This window comes from Burkholderia sp. BCC1998 (assembly GCF_905339875.1).
Lineage (GTDB): Bacteria > Pseudomonadota > Gammaproteobacteria > Burkholderiales > Burkholderiaceae > Burkholderia.
Genome location: NZ_CAJPHE010000020.1, coordinates 25,596 through 44,852 on the forward strand (window position 1 = coordinate 25,596; position 19,257 = coordinate 44,852).

Sequence of the window (19,257 nt, forward strand, 5' to 3'; positions counted from 1 at the left end):
TCCAGCCGTCGATGATCGAGATCCGGCCACCGTAACGGAAATCGTAGATCGCGCCTAGCTGGAAGGCGCCGTGCCTTGCAGCGGGCGACGCGCGTCTAGCGGCCGGCCGCGCGCACGGCCATCTGCGCGCGTCCGGTGGTGGCGACGATCGCGAGCGCGATCGCATTGGCGGCCGCGCTGGCCAGGATCGGCACGAGATAACCGCCACCCGCGTCGTAGATGAAACCGGCCGCAGCCGGCCCGATCAGCGTGCCGAACGCGATGCTCGTGTACAGCACGCCGATGATCGCGCTCACGTTGCGGCCGCCGAAGTAGTCCATCACGACGGCGGGCAGCACGGCGACCCAGCCGCCGTAGAACACGCCGAACACGAGTGCGAACGCGGCCAGCGTCGCGACGCTGCCGGCGCCGGCCCACGCGACGAGCGCGACGGCCATGCCCGCGAACATCGCGAGCAGCGATGCGCGGCGGCCGAAGCGGTCGGCGAGGCCGCCGAGAAAGAAGCGCCCAGCCGTGCTGCCGACGCCGATCGCGCCGAGCAGCAGCACGGCCGTCGACGATGCGACGCCATGATCGAGCGCATACGGCACGAGGTGCACGAACGGCACGAAGACGCCGAACGAGCACACGAGGCACGCCGCGTAGAGGCTCGCGAACGGTCGCGACGTGACGGCCTCGCGCAGCGTCGCACCGGTGGGCGCCGATGCGGCAGCCCGCGCGCGATCAGCAGCGTTCACGGAGTCCGCGGTCCCTGCCGTGTGCCCGCCCGCTTCCGGCAAGCCTCCGCCGGCGGCGGGATGCACGGCCTCCCCGTCCGGCAACAGCCCGCGCCCGCGCGGGTCGTTCTCGATCAGCAGCGACATCCCGGCGCCGATCGCGACGGCGAGCGCCGCAAGCGTGAAATAGGCGCCGCGCCAGCCGACGTGCGCGATCAGCGCAGAGGCGAGCGGCGGCATCACGAGCGTGCCGACGCCGATTCCCGCGACCGCGAGCCCCGACGCGAAGCCGCGCCGCCGCACGAACCAGCGCTGCACGGCGCCGACGGCCGGCACATACGCGCAGCCGACGCCGAGACCGACACCGAGCCCGTACGCGACATAGACCTGCAGCAGCGTATGCGCGGCGCCGGCCGCCGCGAGACCCGCCGCCGTCAGCAACATGCCGGTGACGGCGAGCCGCCGTGAGCCGAAACGATCGGCAAGCGGGCCGCTGACGATGCCGAAGCCGAAATACAGGAAGCCGGCCAGCGAGAACACGAGCGAGATCTGCCCGCGCGATGCGGCGAAATCCCGCTGCAGCGCTTCGACGAACGCGCTGAACGTGTACGCACTGCCGAAGCCGACGAACGTGACGGCGAACGCGGCCGCCACCACATACCAGCCGTAGAAAACGCGCGACGCGCGCGGGCCGCTCATGACGATGCTCCTCTCAGGTTCCGCCGGACGCCGCGCGGCGTCCGGATTGCCTCATGGATATAGTTGAACTATGTTGGTCGCATCGACCGCCGCAAGTCAGCCGTGACGAATCGGATCCGACGCGACAACGGTACTCGCGCGCATGCCTTGCCTCAAACGATATTTCGTCGGCCTTTCGCTTTAGAAAAACTCAATGAACCGTTCCCGTCTGCCACCGCTCAACGCGTTGCGCGCGTTCGAGGCGGCGGCCCGCCACCTGTCGGTGAAATCGGCAGCGGAAGAGCTGTCGGTCACGCCCGGCGCGGTGAGCCAGCTGATCCGCACGCTCGAGACCCATCTCGGCGTGCAACTGTTCGAGCGCGTGAACCGCGGCATCCTGCTGACCGCCGCGGGCCGCGACTATCTGCCGCCCGTGCGCAACGCGTTCCGGCAAATCGCCGACGCGTCGCAGCGCGTGTCGGGCGCCGCCGACAGCGGCGTGCTGACGGTGAGCGTCACGCCGTTTTTCGCATCCGCATGGCTCGTGCCGCGCCTCGCGCAGTTCCGCGACGCATGCCCGGACGTCGACCTGCAGATCGTCGCGAGCCATGCGCTCGCCGATTTCTCGCGCGACGGCGTCGACGTCGCGATCCGCCACGGTCTCGGCCGCTACATCGGGCTGTGCAGCGAACGGCTGCTGACCGTGGAGATCGTCGCGCTTGCGGCGCCGGAACTCGTCGCGCGGCTGGGCATGCCGGCCACGCCCGCCGACCTGGCCGGATGGCCGCATCTGCACGACGCCGAACGCAAGGGCTGGCACATCTGGTTCGACGCGCAGCGAATCGCCGATTTCGGACCGCCGCGCGGCCCCGCGTTCGACGATTCCAGTCTGTTGCTGCAGGCGATCCTCGCCGGCCAGGGCGCCGGCCTGCTGCCGGCGGCGATGGTGCGCGGCGAGCTCGCGAGCGGCCGGCTCGTGCAGCTTGCCGACGTCGCGTGGCTCGACGACTTCGCGTACTACCTCGTCTATCCGCCGCATCATGCGGAGCGCGCGAAAGTCGCCGCGTTCCGTCGGTGGATTCTCGAGGCCGCCCAGGCCGACGGCGCGGCATCGATGACGGGCACGGCGTAGCGTCGCTGCAGCGCGGGGCGGCGGCAACGATCTCGAGCCGATCGGCTAACATGCGGCCCGGGCCGTCGGCCCGCCAGCCACCGGCAACGGACAACGACATCCGCAGAGAGACCATGCCCGCCCCGCTCCGCCGCGCGACACGCATCGCAACCCTGTCGGCCGCGCTGTTCGTCGCGTGCGCCGCCCTGCCGCCCGCGGCGCACGCCTATCGCGCGTCGCCCGGCTACGGCAGCGAAGCCGACCTCGACCGGCACGACACGTACCGCAATCGCGACGGCGACACCGTCCATGCACCGGCGCATTCGAAATCGGGCCGCGTGCCCGAGGGCGCGAGCGCGCGCTGCCGCGACGGCACGTACAGCTTCAGCCGCCATCGGCGCGGCACCTGCTCGGGGCACGGCGGCGTCGCCGGATGGCTGTGAACGCGGGTCGGCCGAATGGCCAGCGCGGTGCCAGCGGCAGCCGGCGCCGAAGTACAATACGCGCTCGCGCCGCCAATCCGCGGCGACACCGCCGCGCCCCGCGCGGCACGCTCCGTACCGAATCACCCGACGCCACGCATGCCGATGCGCTGCGCGGCAGTCTCAACCCTTTCTGAGTTTCACACCCAAATGGCCCAATACGTTTTCACGATGAACCGGGTCGGCAAGATCGTGCCGCCCAAGCGCCAGATCCTGAAGGACATCTCGCTGTCGTTCTTTCCCGGCGCGAAGATCGGCGTGCTCGGCCTGAACGGCTCGGGCAAGTCGACGCTGATCCGCATCATGGCGGGCGTCGACAAGGACATCGAAGGCGAAGCGACGCCGATGCCGAACCTGAACATCGGCTACCTGCCGCAGGAACCGCAGCTCGATCCGACGAAGACGGTGCGCGAAGCCGTCGAGGAAGGCCTCGGCGACCTGTTCCAGGCGAACAAGAAGCTCGAGGAAATCTACGCGGCCTATGCGGAACCGGACGCCGACTTCGACGCGCTCGCGGCCGAGCAGGCGAAATACGAAGCGATCCTCGCGTCGAGCGACGGCGGCAGCCCCGAGCAGCAGCTCGAAGTGGCCGCCGACGCGCTGCGCCTGCCGGCGTGGGACGCGAAGATCGAGCACCTGTCGGGCGGTGAAAAGCGCCGCGTCGCGCTGTGCAAGCTGCTGCTCGAGAAGCCGGACATGCTGCTGCTCGACGAACCGACCAACCACCTCGACGCGGAATCGGTCGACTGGCTCGAGCAGTTCCTGGTGCGCTTCCCGGGCACCGTCGTCGCCGTCACGCACGATCGCTACTTCCTCGACAACGCGGCCGAGTGGATTCTCGAACTCGACCGCGGCCACGGCATTCCGTGGAAGGGCAACTACAGCAGCTGGCTCGACCAGAAGGAAGAGCGCCTGAAGCAGGAAGAAGCGTCGGAATCGGCGCGCCAGAAGGCGATCAAGAAGGAACTGGAGTGGGTGCGCCAGAACCCGAAGGGCCGCCAGGCGAAGTCGAAGGCGCGTATCGCGCGCTTCGAGGAGCTGAACAGCCAGGAATACCAGAAGCGCAACGAAACGCAGGAAATCTTCATTCCGGTCGGCGACCGCCTCGGCAATGAAGTGATCGAGTTCAAGAACGTCAGCAAGTCGTTTGGCGACCGCCTGCTGATCGACAACCTGAACTTCAAGATTCCGGCCGGCGCGATCGTCGGCATCATCGGCCCGAACGGCGCCGGCAAGTCGACGCTGTTCAAGATGCTGACCGGCAAGGAACAGCCGGATTCGGGTGAAGTCGTGATGGGCCCGACCGTGAAGCTCGCGTACGTCGACCAGAGCCGCGATGCGCTCGACGGCTCGAAGACGGTGTTCGAGGAAATCTCGGGCGGCGCCGACGTGCTGACGGTCGGCAAGTACGAAACGCCGTCGCGTGCGTACATCGGCCGCTTCAACTTCAAGGGCGGCGACCAGCAGAAGATCGTCGGCAACCTGTCGGGCGGCGAACGCGGCCGCCTGCACCTCGCGAAGACGCTGATCTCCGGCGGCAACGTGCTGCTGCTCGACGAACCGTCGAACGACCTCGACGTCGAAACGCTGCGCGCGCTGGAAGACGCGTTGCTCGAATTCGCCGGCTCCGTGATGGTGATCTCGCACGATCGCTGGTTCCTCGACCGGATCGCGACGCACATCCTCGCGTTCGAAGGCGATTCGCAGGTCACGTTCTTCGACGGCAACTACCAGGAATACGAAGCCGACAAGCGTGCGCGCCTCGGCGAGGAAGCCGCGAAGCCGAAGCGCCTGCGCTACAAGCCGATCAGCCGCTGAACGATGCAGCCCGTGCATCCGGCGACACGACGCCGGGTGCCGAACGCGGCCGCTTCCGGATCGGCAGAACGACAAAGCGGGCTCATGGCCCGCTTTTTTTTCATCCGCCTGTCTGCATTCGGCTGCGGCGTCCGGCGCGCCGCCTACGCGAGCGCGCCCAGCTCGCGCAAACGCGCCTCGGTCGCGGCCGCGCTCGTGTGATGAATGCCATGCCAGCCGAGTGCCGTCGCAGCCGCGGCATTCTTCGCGTTGTCGTCGATGAACACGAGCTCATGCGGCGCAATGCCCGGCAGGTGCGGATCGATCCGCGCATGCATCTCGCGGTAGATCGCCGGATCGGGTTTCACGAGCTTCACGCGGCCCGACACGACGATGTCCTTGAAGCGCCGCAGCACCGGGAAGTTGTCCCACGCATACGGAAACGTCTGCGCGGACCAGTTGGTCAGCCCGAAGAGCGGCATCCCCTGCGCATCGAGCCGGTCGACGAGCGCGGCGCCTTCGTCGAGCACGCCGCCGATCATCTCGTGCCAGCGCGCGTAGAACGCGCGAATCAGCGTCTCGTGCGCCGGAAACTTCGCGACCAGCTCGCGCGTGCCTTCGTCGATCGTCTGCCCGCCGTCCTGCCGGATCACCCAGTCCATCGCGCACACGTGCGTGAGGAACCAGCGGCGCTCGGCTTCGTCCGGAATCAGTTGCCGGTACAGGTACTCGGGGCTCCAGTCGATCAGCACGCCGCCGAAATCGAACACCACCGCCTTGATCGTCATGCGAACTCCGTGGCGAGCACGTCGGCGAGCGGACGCGGCGTCACCGCATTGCCCGACAGCGTATTGTTTTCCCACACGAAGTGATGATGCGCGACGATCTGCGCGGCCGACAGGTGCGCGCGCTCGTTCGTCGTGTGCAGGTCGGACACGACGGTCGTCCGGTAGCCGAGCAGTGCCGCGCGGCGCGCGGCCGAATCGACGCAGAACTCGGTCGCATAACCGCAGATCAGCACCGAACGGATGCCGTGGCCGTCGAGCTGCGCGGCGAGCGGCGTGTCGTGGAACGAATCGCTCACCTGCTTGCGGATGCGCCAGTCGGTGCGACCGACGATCAGTTCATCATGCAGTTCCCAGCCGGGCGTGCCGGGCACGATGTCGTCGTCCGCATCGCCGTCGTGCTGCACGAAGCACACGGGCGCGTTTGCCGCACGTGCCGCCGCCGTCAGCCGGTTGATGCCCGACACGACGTCGTCGAGCCGGTACGCGGGCCGCGCCCGCTGCACCAGCCCGCGCTGCATGTCGATCACGATCACTGCGGTGTCTGCCATCGATTGCCCTCTCCGTCGTGGTCCGGCCGTCGCGCGGCCGGTATCTGTCGTGTATTGCGCGTCGCGTCAGATCGGCTGCGTGCGCGCGTCGAGCCACGCCTTCGCGTCGCCGCTCACGTGCCGGCCGACGCGTTCGCGCACGGTCGCGTGATACGCGTTCAGCCACGCGCGTTCTTCCTCATGCAGCATCTCGATCAGCACGCAGCGCGTGTCGATCGGGCACAGCGTCAGCGTCTCGAACGCGAGGAAATCGCCGAATTCGGTCTGCCCGCCCGCGCGATTCACGACCAGGTTTTCGATCCGGATGCCCCATTTGCCGGGCCGGTACACGCCCGGCTCGATCGACGTGATCATCCCCTCTTCCATCGCCGTGTACGGCTCGGCTGGCGCGTAGTGCGAGATGACCTGCGGGCCCTCGTGCACGTTCAGGAAGTAGCCGACGCCGTGACCGGTGCCGTGGCCGTAGTCGAGCCCGGCCGCCCACATCGGCGCGCGCGCGATCGCGTCGAGCATCGGCGAGCGGATGCCGCGCGGGAAGCGTGCGCGCGACAGCGCCATCATCGACTTCAGCACGATCGTGAAATCGCGGCGCTGCAGGTCGCTGACCGTGCCGACCGGCACGACGCGCGTGATGTCGGTGGTGCCGGTCGTGTACTGGCCGCCCGAATCGACGAGCAGCAGGCCGTCGCCGGCGATCGTCGCGTGCGACTCGGGCGTCGCGCGATAGTGCGGCATCGCACCGTTCGCGTTGAAGCCGGCGATCGTCGCGAAGCTCGGCGACACGTAGCCGGGGCGCCGTGCGCGCGCGGCCGTGAGCCGCTCGTCGATCGTCAGCTCGGTGATCGTCTCGCGGTTCACCGCCTGCTCGAACCACGCGAAGAATTCGGCGAGCGCGGCGCCGTCGTGTTCCATCGTCACGCGCACGTGCTCGATCTCGGCGGACGTCTTGCGCGACTTCGCGAACGTCGACGGGTTCACGGCCTCGATCAGCTTCACGCCGGCCGGCACGGCCTCGAGCGTGCCGAACGTCACGCGGCGCGGATCGATCAGCAGCGTCGCGCCGTCCGGCAGCGCCGCGAGCGCCGCGCGCGCGGCGTCGTACGCGCGGACCTCGACGCCGTCCTGCGCGAGCGACGCGGCCAGCGCCGGCGACACCTTGCCGTCGGCGACGAACAGCGTCGCGCGATCGGCCCCGATCATCGCGTGCGCGACGAACACGGGGTTGAAGTTGACGTCGGCGCCGCGCAGGTTGAACAGCCACGCGAGATCGTCGAGCGTCGACACGAAATGCCATTGCGCGCCCTGCGCGTGCATCGCGCGGCGCACTTCGGCGAGCTTGCTCGCGCGCGTCGTGTCGGCCTGCGGCGCCACATGCTCGAACACCGCGTCGCCCGGCAGCCCCGGGCGCTCCGGCCAGATCGCGTCGAGCAGGTCGAGATCGGTGCGCAGCGCGATGCCGCGCGCGCTCAGCGCGGCGGTCAGCGCGCGTGCCGCCGCGACGCCGAGCACGGCGCCGTCGACGCCGACCGTCGCCCCGGCCGGCACGTTCTGCGCAAGCCAGTCGACGTGCGGCGCGCTCTGCTGCCCGCCCGTCATCTTCATCAGCTGGACGCCCGTGCCGGCGAGTTCGGCCTCGGCCTGCACCCAGTAGCGGCTGTCGACCCACAAGCCCGCGAAATCCGCGGTCACGACCAGCGTGCCGACCGAGCCCGTGAAACCGGACAGCCAGCGTCGCGCCTGCCAGCGCTCGGGCAGGTACTCGGACAGGTGAGGATCGGCGGACGGCACGAGATAGGCGGCCAGGTCCTCGCGGACCATCGCGCCGCGCAGCAGCGCGAGGCGGGCCGGCACCGACGAGACTTCGGGGAGACGGGCATTCATGATTTCACCTGAGAGCGTTCAGCGACGGGCCGACACGGCGACCGTCACGGCTACGGCGAGGAACGCGACACCGGTGCAGACCGGCCATTCGAGCGTTTCGCCGTCGTAAAACAGTCCAGAGAGATTGCCGGCCATGCGCGCGGCGGCGGCGCCTGCGATGCCGACCAGCACCACGATCCACCATGCCGGCCGGCCCGTGCGCCGCATCGGATGCAGCCACCGGCCGAACAGCCCGACGGCCGCTCCCAGGACAAGGATTCCAAACCAGTTCATTCGACGCCTTCTATAAATTCAGATTCGTCCCATAGGCGTGAACGTTGCCAGCGGCTAGCATCGATTCATCCATCGAACCCGAGACCAGCCGGGCGCCGCGAACATTCGAGTGTAGGGGCCGACCCGACGTTATGGCAAGCGCGCACCCGCAGGCGTATTGAAGAAATCCTCATGCGAATCGCTCTCATCGATCCGGAAGCGCATCATGCTGCGCTCCTGAACCGCCTGCTGTTCGCCGGCGGTCATGTGTGCCACGCGTTTCCGTCCAGCGCGGCGTTCTTCGAGTGGCTCGCCAGCGATACCTGCGACATGCTGATCATCGGCAACTGGGCCGGCGACCAGCCGGCCGAGGTAGTCATTCCGCGGGCGCAGGCGATCCTGCCCGGGCTGCCGGCCATCGCCGTGATGCAGCTAGCGCGCGAAAGCGAAGTCGTGTCGTGCCTGCACGCGGGCGCCGACGACTGCCTCGTGCGCCCGGTGAGCGGCCCCGAGCTGCTCGCACGCGTCAACGCGCTGAGCCGGCGCGCGGGTGTCCGGCGGCCGCCGAATCGCTCGCGCGAAATGTATGGAGAATACGCATTCGATGCGACCCACAGCCTCGTGCGCTTCGGCAATGCGATCGTCGCGCTCACGCCGAAGGAGTTCCGCTTCGCACAGCTGCTGTTCGCGAACCTGTCGCGGCCCGTGTCGCGCGCCCATATCCTCGAAACGGTGTGGGCCCGCCGCCGCGACATGAAGTCGCGCACGCTCGACACCCATGCGTCCCGGCTGCGCAGCAAGCTGCGGCTGCTTCCGGAGCGCGGCTACCGGCTTCTGCCGCTCTACGGCTACGGCTACCAGCTCGACCGCGTGCCGATCGAGCCCCCAAATTCGAGGCCGCGCCACGCCGATGCCCGGTATGCCGCAAGTGAGGAAATCGCTGAAACGCTATAATATGGGGCTAAACGATAGCCCTCGATATGCAACTCCTCACGATCGGAATCAACCACCACACTGCGCCTGTCGCCCTGCGCGAACGCGTGGCGTTTCCGCTCGAGCAAATCAAGCCGGCTCTCGTCACGTTCAAGAACGTGTTCCTCGGCCCCCAGGCGCCGAATGCGCCCGAAGCGGCAATCCTCTCCACCTGCAACCGCACCGAACTCTATTGCGCGACCGACGATCGGGCCGCCCGCGAGGGTGCGATTCGCTGGCTGTCGGAGTACCACCAGATTCCGGTCGACGAGCTCGCCCCGCACGTCTATGCGCTGCCGCAGTCGGAAGCGGTCCGGCACGCATTCCGCGTCGCGTCGGGTCTCGATTCGATGGTGCTCGGCGAAACGCAGATCCTGGGCCAGATGAAGGATGCGGTACGCACCGCGACGGAAGCCGGCGCGCTCGGCACCTATCTGAACCAGCTGTTCCAGCGCACGTTCGCCGTCGCGAAGGAAGTGCGCGGCACGACCGAGATCGGCGCGCAGTCGGTGTCGATGGCCGCCGCCGCGGTCCGCCTCGCGCAGCGCATCTTCGAAAAAGTGTCGGATCAGCGCGTGCTGTTCATCGGCGCCGGCGAGATGATCGAGCTGTGCGCGACGCACTTCGCCGCGCAGAGCCCGCGCGAGCTCGTCGTCGCGAACCGCACGGCCGAACGCGGCCAGCGGCTCGCCGAACGTTTCAACGGCCGCGCGATGCCGTTGTCGGACCTGCCGGCCCGCATGCACGAGTTCGACATCATCGTGTCGTGCACCGCGTCGACGCTGCCGATCATCGGCCTCGGCGCGGTCGAACGTGCGGTGAAGGCGCGCCGCCACCGGCCGATCTTCATGGTCGACCTCGCGGTGCCGCGCGACATCGAGCCGGAAGTCGGCAAGCTGAAGGACGTGTTCCTCTATACCGTCGACGATCTCGGTGCGATCGTGCGCGAAGGCAACGCATCGCGCCAGGCCGCGGTTGCACAAGCCGAGACGATCATCGAAACCCGCGTGCAGAACTTCATGCAGTGGCTCGACACGCGCAGCGTCGTGCCGGTGATCCGTCACATGCATACGCAGGCCGACGCGCTGCGCCGCGCGGAAGTCGAGAAAGCGCAGAAGCTGCTCGCGCGCGGCGACGATCCGGCCGCCGTCCTCGAAGCGCTGTCGCAGGCGCTCACCAACAAGCTGATCCACGGCCCGACGAGCGCGCTCAACCGCGTGAACGGCACCGACCGCGATTCGCTGATCGACCTGATGCGCGGCTTCTACCAGCACGCGCCGCGCTCGAACGACCAGTCCGGCCACTAGCGCCGGCCGGTTGCCCCTGCCGCCGGCCGCGCGCCGGCCTATCCTTTTCGAATACCCCTTTTGTCCGGGAGCGTCGCTCCACACCATGAAGACGAGCATGCAACGCAAGCTCGACCAGCTGTCTATCCGGCTGGCCGAACTGAACGACCTGCTGAGCCGCGAAAACGTCACGGCCGACCTCGACCAGTACCGCAAGCTGACGCGCGAACACGCGGAGCTCGGCCCGGTCGTCGAGCAGTACGCGCTGTGGCGCCAGTCGCGCAGCGACGAGACGGCCGCGCAGGAGCTGGTCGCCGATGCATCGATGCGCGATTTCGCCGAAGACGAGATTCGCAGCGCGCGGGAACGCATGGTTCGCCTCGAAGGCGAGTTGCAGAAGATGCTGCTGCCGAAGGACCCGAACGACGACCGCAACATCTTCCTCGAAATCCGCGCGGGCACCGGCGGCGACGAATCGGCGCTGTTCGCGGGCGACCTGCTGCGCATGTACCTGCGCTTCGCGGAACGGCAGCGCTGGCAGGTCGAGATGATGTCGGAGAGCCCGTCGGATCTCGGCGGCTACAAGGAAGTGATCGTACGGATCGCCGGCCAGGGCGCTTACTCGCGGCTGAAGTTCGAATCGGGCGGCCATCGCGTGCAGCGCGTGCCGGCGACCGAGACGCAGGGGCGCATCCACACGTCCGCCTGCACGGTCGCGGTGATGCCGGAAGCCGACGAAATCGGCGAGGTCGAGATCAATCCGGCCGACCTGCGGATCGACACGTTCCGCGCGTCGGGTGCGGGCGGCCAGCACATCAACAAGACCGATTCGGCGGTGCGCGTCACGCACATCCCGACCGGGATCGTCGTCGAGTGCCAGGACGACCGCTCGCAGCACAAGAACAAGGATCGTGCGCTGAAGGTGCTCGCCGCGCGCATCAAGGACAAGCAGTATCACGAGCAGCACGCGAAGGAAGCGGCGACGCGCAAGAGCCTGATCGGCTCGGGCGACCGCTCGGAGCGGATCCGCACGTACAACTTCCCGCAGGGCCGGATGACCGATCACCGGATCAACCTCACGCTGTACCGGCTCGAGGCGCTGATGGACGGCGATCTCGACGAACTGATCGGCGCGCTCGTCACCGAACACCAGGCCGAACTGCTCGCGTCGCTCGGCGACACCGACTGAGGTCGCGATGCCCGACACCACCGCCGACGATCTGCTGCGCGCGTCGCCGCTCGACCCGGTCGATGCGCGCGTGCTCCTCGCGTACGCGCTCGGCTGGACCCGCACGCAGCTGATCACGCGCGGCGACGCCCCGCTCGAGCCCGCCGCGATCGCGCGCTACCGCGCGCTCGAAGCGCGCCGCGTGGCGGGCGAGCCGGTCGCGCAGCTCGTCGGGATGCGCGAATTCTTCGGCCGGCCGTTCGATGTGACGCCCGACGTGCTGATCCCGCGCCCCGAAACCGAACTCCTCGTCGAAGCCGCGCTCGACGCGATCGACGGTCGCCCGCATCCGGCCGTGCTCGATCTCGGCACCGGCAGCGGCGCGATCGCCGTGTCGATCGCCGCCGAACGGCCCGACGCACGCGTGTGGGCGCTCGACCGCTCATCGGCCGCGCTCGACGTCGCCCGGCGCAACGCGCACAAGCTGCTCGACGCGCGCCGCCCCGGCGGCCCGCTGCACTGGCTGCAGAGCGACTGGTACGCCGCGCTCGAGCCGACGCTCGCGTTCGACACGATCGTCAGCAATCCGCCATACATCGCGCAGCACGATCCGCACCTCGCGCAGGGCGACCTGCGGTTCGAGCCGCGCGGCGCGCTCACCGACGATGCCGACGGCCTCAGCGCGATCCGCACGATCGTCGCCGGCGCCGGCGCGTACCTGAAACCGGGCGGCACGCTCTGGATCGAGCACGGCTACGACCAGGCCGAAGCCGTGCGTGCCTTGCTCGTGTCACGCGGCTTCGTCGCGGTCGAATCGCTCGCCGATCTCGCCGCGATCGAACGCACCACGGGCGGCCGCCGGCCCGTGACGGCCGGCCCGCCCGGTTGAAATCCGCTATCATTTCGTTCTAACGCCCCGCCAACGCAAGGTCAGTCATGGACACCCAACAACGTATCAAGCAAATCGTCGACGAAAACCAGGTCGTGCTCTTCATGAAGGGCAACGCGCAATTCCCGATGTGCGGCTTTTCGGGCCGCGCCGTGCAGGTGCTGAAAGCCTGCGGCGTCGACCAGTTCAAGACGGTCAACGTGCTCGAGGACGACGAAATCCGCCAGGGCATCAAGGAATTCTCGAACTGGCCGACCATCCCGCAGCTGTACGTGAAGGGCGAATTCATCGGCGGCTCGGACATCATGATGGAGATGTACCAGTCGGGCGAACTGCAGCAACTGTTCGCCGCCGCGTAACGCCCCGTTCCCGATGGCATCTCCCAGCGCGCCGCCACGCCGGCTGATCGTCGCGATCACCGGCGCCACCGGCGCGGTCTACGGCGTGCGGCTGCTCGAATTGCTGCGCGCCGCCGGCGGCGTGGAAACGCATCTACTGGTTTCGAACGCCGGCTGGCTCAATATCCAGCATGAATTGCAGCTGTCGAAGGCCGAAGTCGAAAGCCGGGCGGATGTCGTGCATTCGGTACGCGATGTCGGCGCGACGATCGCGTCCGGTTCGTTCGCAACCGACGGGATGGTGATCGCCCCGTGCTCGATGAAGACGCTCGCGAGCGTCGCGCACGGCCTGTCGGACAACCTGATCACGCGCGCGGCCGACGTCACGCTGAAGGAACGCCGCCGTCTCGTGCTGATGGTGCGCGAAACGCCGTTCAACCTCGCGCATCTGCGCAACATGACCGCCGTGACCGAAATGGGCGGCATCGTGTTTCCGCCGCTGCCCGCGTTCTACGCGATGCCGAAGACGATCGAGGAACTCGTCGACCAGACCGTCACGCGCGTGCTCGACCTGTTCGCGCTCAGCGCACCGATGACGACGCCGTGGGCCGGCATGCGGCCCGCACGGTAAGCCGCTCGACGCGGCGCTTCGGCGCCGTTCTCCACGCATCTTCGTCGATTCGGCCGCCTTCCGGTTCGATCCAGCCGCGCCCAGCCTCCCCGCGCCTGCTCCCGCGCACCCGAATCGGCCGAATTATCAACCATCGCGATTCAATCAAATTCCGGCAAGCCGATTTATCAATGTCCGGTGCGCGCCTATAGTCACAGGCAACCCACTATTGCAGGCTCCCCACCATGAACCGCTTGCCTTCGCTTTACCTGTCACACGGCGCCCCGACGCTGCCGATCGACCCGACGCTGCCGTCCGGCGCATTCACGCACCTCGGCGCCGAATTGCCGCGCCCCCGCGCGGTGCTGATGCTGTCCGCGCACTGGGGCACGCAGCAGCCGGTCGCGAGCGTGGCCGCGCACCCGGAAACGATCCATGACTTCTACGGCTTCCCGCGCGCACTGTACGAGATCCGCTACCCGGCACCGGGCGCGCCCGAGGTCGCCGAGCGGGCGGCCGCGCTGCTGAACGCGGCCGGCATCGCGACCGCGACGACCGAGCACGGCCTCGACCACGGCGCGTGGGTGCCGATGCTGCTGATGTTCCCGGAAGCCGACGTGCCCGTCGCGCAGCTGTCGATCCAGCCGCGTGCGGACGCGGCCCATCACTTCGCACTCGGCCGCGCGCTGCGGCCGCTGCGCGACGAAGGCGTGATGGTGATCGGCTCGGGCCAGATCACGCACAACCTGCGCGCGGCCGATTTCAGCGCGGCGCCCGAGGATGCGGACCCGCGCGTCGCGGAATTCACCGACTGGTTCGAGGCGAAGCTCGCCGCGCGCGACGTCGACGCGCTGCTCGACTATCGCCGGCAGGCGCCGCACGCGGCGCTGATGCATCCGACCGACGAGCACCTGCTGCCGGTGTTCACCGCGCTCGGCGCAGCCGACGACGACTACCAGCTCGGCATCCAGTCGCTCGGCACGTATCAACGCGTGCTCGCGATGACGAACTACGTGTTCGCAAGCGCGGCCGCCTGAATCGCGCGACACGGCGACACAAGCGCCGAGCACAAATAAAAAGCCCGCCCGAGCATCGCTCGGACGGGCTTTTTTGCGCTTTCCGCCACCGCCGATTCCGGTGGCAGGTCAGGCGTCAGGCACCGACCCCTTCAAGGATCTCGTCGTGCGCCTCGCGCTCGTCGAGATACTGGGTCCGGTAACCGGTATTCACGCCCCAGAAGTAGAACACCAGCGAGATTGCCGCGACGATCAGCATGTCCCAGCCGTACGGCAGCACGCCGTAACCGCCGAACTCCTTGCTGCCGACCAGCGACAGCACGGCCATCGTCGGCAGGTAGGCGACCAGCCACCATGCGGCCTTCAGGTCGGCGCCCCAGCCGGTCCAGCCCGACTTCGCCTGGAAGTAGAAATACACCGGCAGCGCGACGATCATCAGCAGGATGATTTCGCCCGTCAGCGGCCACTTCGCCCAGTACAGGATCAGCGACGCGCAGACGAACGCGAACGGTGCGATCAGCTTCATCAGCGGGATCGACAGCGGACGCTCGATGTCGGTCGCCGCGCGACGCAGCGCCATCAGGCTGATCGGGCCGGTCAGGTACGAGATCACCGTTGCGACCGAGATCACTGCCGCGAGCGAGCTCCAGCCGCGGAAGAAGAACAGGAAGATGAACGACACGAGCAGGTTGAACCACATCGCCTGGCGCGGCACACCGTAGATCGGGTGCACGTTGCCGAACATCTTCGGCATCGTGTTGTTGCGCTCCATCGCGTAGATCATGCGCGTGGTCGTCGCCATGTAGGTCGTACCGGTGCCGCTCGGGCTGATGAACGCGTCGACGTACAGCAGGATCGCGAGCCAGTTCAGGTTCAGCGCGATCGCGAGTTCGGCGAACGGCGACGAGAAGTTGAACTGCGACCAGCCCTTCGCGACGTCGGCCGGATTCACCGAACCGATGTACGCCATCTGCAGCAGCACGTAGATCACGAGTGCGATCAGGATCGACGTGATCACCGCGAACGGCACGCTGCGCGACGGATTGCGCGCTTCGCCGGCCAGGTTCACCGGGCTCTGGAAGCCGTTGAACGCGAACACGATACCGCTCGTCGCGACCGCGGTCAGCACGGCCGACCAGCCGTACGGCGCGAAGCTTGCATTCGATGCAGTGCCGAGGTTTTCCGAGTGGAAGCTCGACAGCATCAGGCCGAGGATCGTGAGGCCGGGGATCAGGAACTTGAAGATCGTGATCGCGGTGTTCGCACGTGCGAAGGCCTTGACGCCCCAGTAGTTCAGCAAGAAGTAGATGACGACCAGCACGGCCGACAGCAGCAGGCCGGGTGTCGTCAGCTCGCCGTTCACGAACAGCGCATGCGCCCACGGATACTGCCACGTGCTCATGTACTGGATCGACGCTTCCGCCTCGATCGGGATCACCGATACGATCGCGATCCAGTTCGCCCACGCGCTGATGAAGCCCACCAGCGACCCGTGCGAGTAGCGCGCGTAGCGCACCATGCCGCCCGACTCGGGGAACATCGCACCGAGTTCAGCGTACGTCAGCGCAATCGCGAGAATCACGACCGCGCCGATGATCCATGCGCAAATCGCCGCCGGACCGGCAATCTTCGCAGCCTTCCAGGCGCCGAACAGCCAGCCCGAACCGATAATCGAACCCAGCCCCGTCAGCATCAGTGCAAACGGGCCGATGTTCCGTTGAATAGAACTCTTCACATCCTCTCCTATGTCTCAAAAAGCATGGTCGGCCCGCGGTCCGGGATCGGCTCGGACAGCAGCGCGCATGCAATTTTGGGGGGAAGGATCACCCGATCGGGGCAACCCGTCCACGCGGCGCGTAGTTTAACGGTTGCACCTCCAAGTTGGCGCCAAAATCGTTCGGCCCCTACAAAAAAGTCGCATCGTTTGCAAGGTTTGTAAACCTTAACTCCGCAATAACCCTGAGTGCATGGAAATCCGGTTGACCGCGCGACCGATTACCCGTATAAACAACGTTGCAGGATTTCAAGCGGCGAGTGAATTGGTTCTTTCGTAGTTCGCCCATCAACGGTACTCCGGTTGGTCCCATTACCCCCTTCCTTGATTTTCCGCACCCCATGGGCCTCGGCCCCGTTTTATCTTTTTAGGAACAAGTAACATGGCAACCGGTACCGTCAAGTGGTTCAATGACGCAAAGGGCTTCGGCTTCATCACCCCGGAAGGCGGCGGCGACGATCTGTTCGCGCACTTCTCGGAAATCCGCGTCGAAGGCTTCAAGACGCTGCAAGAAAACCAGAAGGTTGAATTCGAAGTGAAGACGGGCCCGAAGGGTCTGCAAGCTGCGAACATCCGTCCGGTCTAAGTTCGGCGCGATAATTCGTGTAAAAAAGCCCCGCTTCGGCGGGGCTTTTTGTTTTCCGGCGCGGGCAGCCATGCGGCCGCCGCCGATCGAGAATGGCCTCCGGTCAGCCGAACAGCCGCTGCGCGTGAATGCCGAGCCCGGTCGCGACGCTCGCGAGGCGATCGCCGAACACCGGCTGCGCGTCCGGGAATGCGCCGGCGAGCGCACCCGACAGGAACGCGAGCCCGGTCGAGCCGCCGGTGAAATACAGCGCGCCGACATCGCGCGGCGCGACGCCCGCCAGCCGCACCGTTTCGCGCGCGGCATCGACGATGCGCGCGGTGTCGTCGACGCTCGCGTCGACCAGGCGTTCGGCGTCGAACGCGATCTGCAGATCCTCTTCCACGTCGTTCAGGTCGATCATCGTCTCCCCGCCCGCCGCCACGCCGATCTTCGCTTCTTCCGCGCGCGCCATCAGCGCATGCCCGAGCCGCTGCTCGACCACGCGCGTGAGCCGGTCGTACTGCCGCACGTCCTGGTACAGGTGCTTCATCAGCTTCAGCTCGCCCAGCCGCTTCGGCGTGTAGACCGTGTTGATCAGGTGCCAGGTCGCCAGGTCGAAGTAGATCCGGTTCGGCAGCTCGCGTCCCTCGGGATCGAGCGCGCGGTAGCCGAACGCCGGCAGGATCGCCGCCAGCTCGACGCGCCGGTCGTAGTCGGTGCCCGCGACGTGCACGCCGTGGTGCGCGAGCACGTCGTCCTTGCGCTCGAGGCGCGCCATCCGCTCCGGCCCGACGCGCACCAGCGAGAAGTCCGACGTACCGCCGCCGATGTCGGCGACCAGCACGAGCCGCTCGGCCTGCTGGCGCGACTCGTAGTCGAACGCGGCCGCGATCGGTTCGTACTGGAAATGCACGTCCGCGAACCCGACCGACTGCGCGGCCGCTTCGAGCTGGTCCTGCGCGAGACGGTCGGCGCGCGGATCGTCGTCGACGAAGAACACCGGCCGGCCGAGCACCGCGCGGCCGATCGGCGCGCCGGCGCGCGCTTCGGCCTTGCGTTTCAGGTGCGTCAGGAAGCGCGCGATGATCTCCGTGTACGCCATTGCACTACCGTCGCCGAGATCCGTCGTCGTTTCCGCGAGCGGCGAGCCGAGGATGCTCTTCATCGAGCGCATCAGGCGGCCTTCGAAACCGTCGATATAGGACGCGAGCGCCGCCCGGCCGTATTCGACCGTCTGCTCGTCGTTGTTGAAGAAGATCGCGGTGGGCAGCGTCAGGTGGTCGCCCTCGACGGGCGCGAGGCGCATGGCGTCGCCGTCGGGCAGGGCCACGGCGGAATTGGACGTGCCGAAATCGATCGCGCAGTAAGTCATGGGAAGGTGCCGCAGCATGGCCGGCGCGAAAACGGAAAGGACGGGCTTTTTAACATGAAGCCCGCCGGATCACAACCGGGGGCGGCCGCCGGTGCGGTGCAACCGGCCCGGGGCGGAGATCAGGCGCGCCTGCGGCATGCCGGCGACAGGGGCGGACGGGGTGCCCGAGGCGCCCCGCCGCCCGCTTGCAGCGCACCGCCGACAGGTTCGGACAGAGTGCTCGACGCGCCCCGGCACCCGCTTGCGGCACACCGGCGACAGGCGCAGACGGGGTGCCCGACGCGCCCCGCTGCCCGCTTGCGGCGCACCGGCAACCGGTGCGGACAAGGTGCTCGACGCACGCCTGCCCGCTTGCGCGATCAGGCCGCGGCGTCGAAACCCTTCTTCCATGCGCCCGCATACACGACCTCGCCGATCGCATGGCGCGTGCGCGGCGCCTTTTCGCGTTCGCGCAACACCGGGTCGAGCTTGTCGACGTTGCCGTAGTGGCCGAGCGAGATGATCGCCGGAATCGCGACGTCGGCCGGAATCTCGAACGCATCGCGGAACGCCTTCGCATCGAAGCCGCTCATCTGGTGCGCGGCGAGACCCAGCGCGTGCGCCTGTAGCACCAGCGACATCGCGGCCGCGCCCGCATCGTACAGCGCGGTCGGCGCCGGCTCGCCCTTCGGCGTGAGCGTATGCGCGGTCACGGCGATCAGCACCGGCGCCGGCGCGTTCCAGCCCTGGTTGAACGGCACCAGCGTCGCGAATGCGTGCTTGAACGCCGCTTCGTCCTGCGTGCGATCGAACACGATGAAGCGCCACGGTTGCGCGTTGTAGGCGGACGGCGCCCAGCGCGCCGCTTCGAGCACAGCGTGCAGATCGGCGGCGCTGATCGGCTCGTCCGAATACGCGCGCGGGCTCCAGCGGCCGGCGATCAGGTCGTGAATCGAAACAGTGGTGGGAGCAGGTTTGACGGACATGCGGTTCCTCGCTGACATCGATGAAGGGCGCGAACGCCCGGCGAAC

The 19,257-nt window shown here is 67.8% G+C and carries 19 protein-coding genes; 11 read left to right on the forward strand and 8 right to left on the reverse strand.

Translation table 11 applies throughout. The features are described 5' to 3' along the window. Nucleotides 1–95 precede the first annotated feature (95 nt). On the reverse strand, nucleotides 96–1,415 hold the full coding sequence (locus U5A56_RS28050; RefSeq protein ID WP_321925698.1) for an MFS transporter: 1,320 nt from the start codon (nucleotides 1,413–1,415) through the stop codon (nucleotides 96–98). 193 nt (nucleotides 1,416–1,608) lie between these two features. Between U5A56_RS28050 and gcvA the strand changes: the two genes are divergently transcribed. The 3 genes from gcvA (at nucleotide 1,609) to ettA (ending at nucleotide 4,805) form a co-directional block, all read left to right on the forward strand. Beyond that, nucleotides 1,609–2,526: a transcriptional regulator GcvA gene (gene gcvA / locus U5A56_RS28055; protein ID WP_124522185.1), complete on the forward strand. Its 918-nt coding sequence runs from the start codon at nucleotides 1,609–1,611 to the stop codon at nucleotides 2,524–2,526. A 113-nt stretch (nucleotides 2,527–2,639) separates the two neighbouring features. Beyond that, on the forward strand, nucleotides 2,640–2,948 hold the full coding sequence (locus U5A56_RS28060; RefSeq protein WP_321925699.1) for a DUF3761 domain-containing protein: 309 nt from the start codon (nucleotides 2,640–2,642) through the stop codon (nucleotides 2,946–2,948). 189 nt (nucleotides 2,949–3,137) lie between these two features. Then, nucleotides 3,138–4,805, forward strand: coding sequence for an energy-dependent translational throttle protein EttA (gene ettA / locus U5A56_RS28065; protein ID WP_044845892.1), 1,668 nt, complete (start codon nucleotides 3,138–3,140; stop codon nucleotides 4,803–4,805). Nucleotides 4,806–4,948: 143 nt separating this feature from the next. Here ettA and U5A56_RS28070 read toward each other — a convergent pair whose 3' ends face one another. The 4 genes from U5A56_RS28070 to U5A56_RS28085 all read right to left on the reverse strand — a co-directional run bounded on the left by U5A56_RS28070 (nucleotide 4,949) and on the right by U5A56_RS28085 (nucleotide 8,274). Then, complete coding sequence (locus U5A56_RS28070) at nucleotides 4,949–5,572, reverse strand: HAD-IA family hydrolase (protein ID WP_321925701.1); 624 nt, start codon at nucleotides 5,570–5,572, stop codon at nucleotides 4,949–4,951. Further along, nucleotides 5,569–6,120: a cysteine hydrolase family protein gene (locus U5A56_RS28075; protein WP_321925703.1), complete on the reverse strand. Its 552-nt coding sequence runs from the start codon at nucleotides 6,118–6,120 to the stop codon at nucleotides 5,569–5,571. The genes U5A56_RS28070 and U5A56_RS28075 overlap by 4 nt, the downstream gene beginning before the upstream one ends. Nucleotides 6,121–6,186: 66 nt before the next feature. Continuing rightward, nucleotides 6,187–8,001 carry an aminopeptidase P family protein gene (locus U5A56_RS28080; RefSeq protein ID WP_321801783.1) on the reverse strand — a complete coding sequence of 605 codons (1,815 nt, stop codon included), beginning with the start codon at nucleotides 7,999–8,001 and terminating at the stop codon, nucleotides 6,187–6,189. Between the two features lie 18 nt (nucleotides 8,002–8,019). Continuing rightward, nucleotides 8,020–8,274, reverse strand: coding sequence for a hypothetical protein (locus U5A56_RS28085; protein ID WP_044845896.1), 255 nt, complete (start codon nucleotides 8,272–8,274; stop codon nucleotides 8,020–8,022). A 171-nt stretch (nucleotides 8,275–8,445) separates the two neighbouring features. Between U5A56_RS28085 and U5A56_RS28090 the strand changes: the two genes are divergently transcribed. From U5A56_RS28090 to U5A56_RS28120, 7 genes are all read left to right on the forward strand, one after another. Next, nucleotides 8,446–9,207 (forward strand): response regulator transcription factor, encoded by a 762-nt coding sequence (locus U5A56_RS28090; protein ID WP_321925706.1) that lies wholly within the window; start codon nucleotides 8,446–8,448, stop codon nucleotides 9,205–9,207. Nucleotides 9,208–9,233: 26 nt separating this feature from the next. Continuing rightward, nucleotides 9,234–10,532, forward strand: coding sequence for a glutamyl-tRNA reductase (gene hemA / locus U5A56_RS28095; RefSeq protein WP_044845898.1), 1,299 nt, complete (start codon nucleotides 9,234–9,236; stop codon nucleotides 10,530–10,532). An 85-nt stretch (nucleotides 10,533–10,617) separates the two neighbouring features. Next, nucleotides 10,618–11,700, forward strand: a complete 1,083-nt coding sequence (gene prfA, locus U5A56_RS28100; RefSeq protein ID WP_044845899.1) for a peptide chain release factor 1 — start codon at nucleotides 10,618–10,620, stop codon at nucleotides 11,698–11,700. Between the two features lie 7 nt (nucleotides 11,701–11,707). Then, nucleotides 11,708–12,568 (forward strand): peptide chain release factor N(5)-glutamine methyltransferase, encoded by an 861-nt coding sequence (gene prmC / locus U5A56_RS28105; RefSeq protein ID WP_321925708.1) that lies wholly within the window; start codon nucleotides 11,708–11,710, stop codon nucleotides 12,566–12,568. Nucleotides 12,569–12,615: 47 nt separating this feature from the next. Further along, a complete protein-coding gene (gene grxD, locus U5A56_RS28110; protein WP_011883132.1) occupies nucleotides 12,616–12,927 on the forward strand; it encodes a Grx4 family monothiol glutaredoxin in 312 nt (103 codons plus the stop codon). 13 nt (nucleotides 12,928–12,940) lie between these two features. Continuing rightward, nucleotides 12,941–13,537, forward strand: coding sequence for a UbiX family flavin prenyltransferase (locus U5A56_RS28115; protein WP_321810682.1), 597 nt, complete (start codon nucleotides 12,941–12,943; stop codon nucleotides 13,535–13,537). 224 nt (nucleotides 13,538–13,761) lie between these two features. Beyond that, nucleotides 13,762–14,553, forward strand: a complete 792-nt coding sequence (locus U5A56_RS28120) for a DODA-type extradiol aromatic ring-opening family dioxygenase (RefSeq protein WP_059607887.1) — start codon at nucleotides 13,762–13,764, stop codon at nucleotides 14,551–14,553. A gap of 115 nt (nucleotides 14,554–14,668) precedes the next feature. Here the strand turns inward: U5A56_RS28120 and U5A56_RS28125 are convergent, their stop codons facing one another. After that, on the reverse strand, nucleotides 14,669–16,267 hold the full coding sequence (locus tag U5A56_RS28125; protein ID WP_044845903.1) for an APC family permease: 1,599 nt from the start codon (nucleotides 16,265–16,267) through the stop codon (nucleotides 14,669–14,671). Between the two features lie 421 nt (nucleotides 16,268–16,688). Between U5A56_RS28125 and U5A56_RS28130 the strand changes: the two genes are divergently transcribed. Further along, nucleotides 16,689–16,892: a cold-shock protein gene (locus U5A56_RS28130; protein ID WP_006477070.1), complete on the forward strand. Its 204-nt coding sequence runs from the start codon at nucleotides 16,689–16,691 to the stop codon at nucleotides 16,890–16,892. 103 nt (nucleotides 16,893–16,995) lie between these two features. On the opposite strand, the gene U5A56_RS28135 is transcribed toward U5A56_RS28130, so the two are convergent. Continuing rightward, a complete protein-coding gene (locus tag U5A56_RS28135; RefSeq protein WP_321925711.1) occupies nucleotides 16,996–18,246 on the reverse strand; it encodes an Hsp70 family protein in 1,251 nt (416 codons plus the stop codon). Between the two features lie 359 nt (nucleotides 18,247–18,605). Then, nucleotides 18,606–19,211 carry a nitroreductase family protein gene (locus tag U5A56_RS28140; protein ID WP_044845905.1) on the reverse strand — a complete coding sequence of 202 codons (606 nt, stop codon included), beginning with the start codon at nucleotides 19,209–19,211 and terminating at the stop codon, nucleotides 18,606–18,608. Nucleotides 19,212–19,257 lie beyond the last annotated feature (46 nt).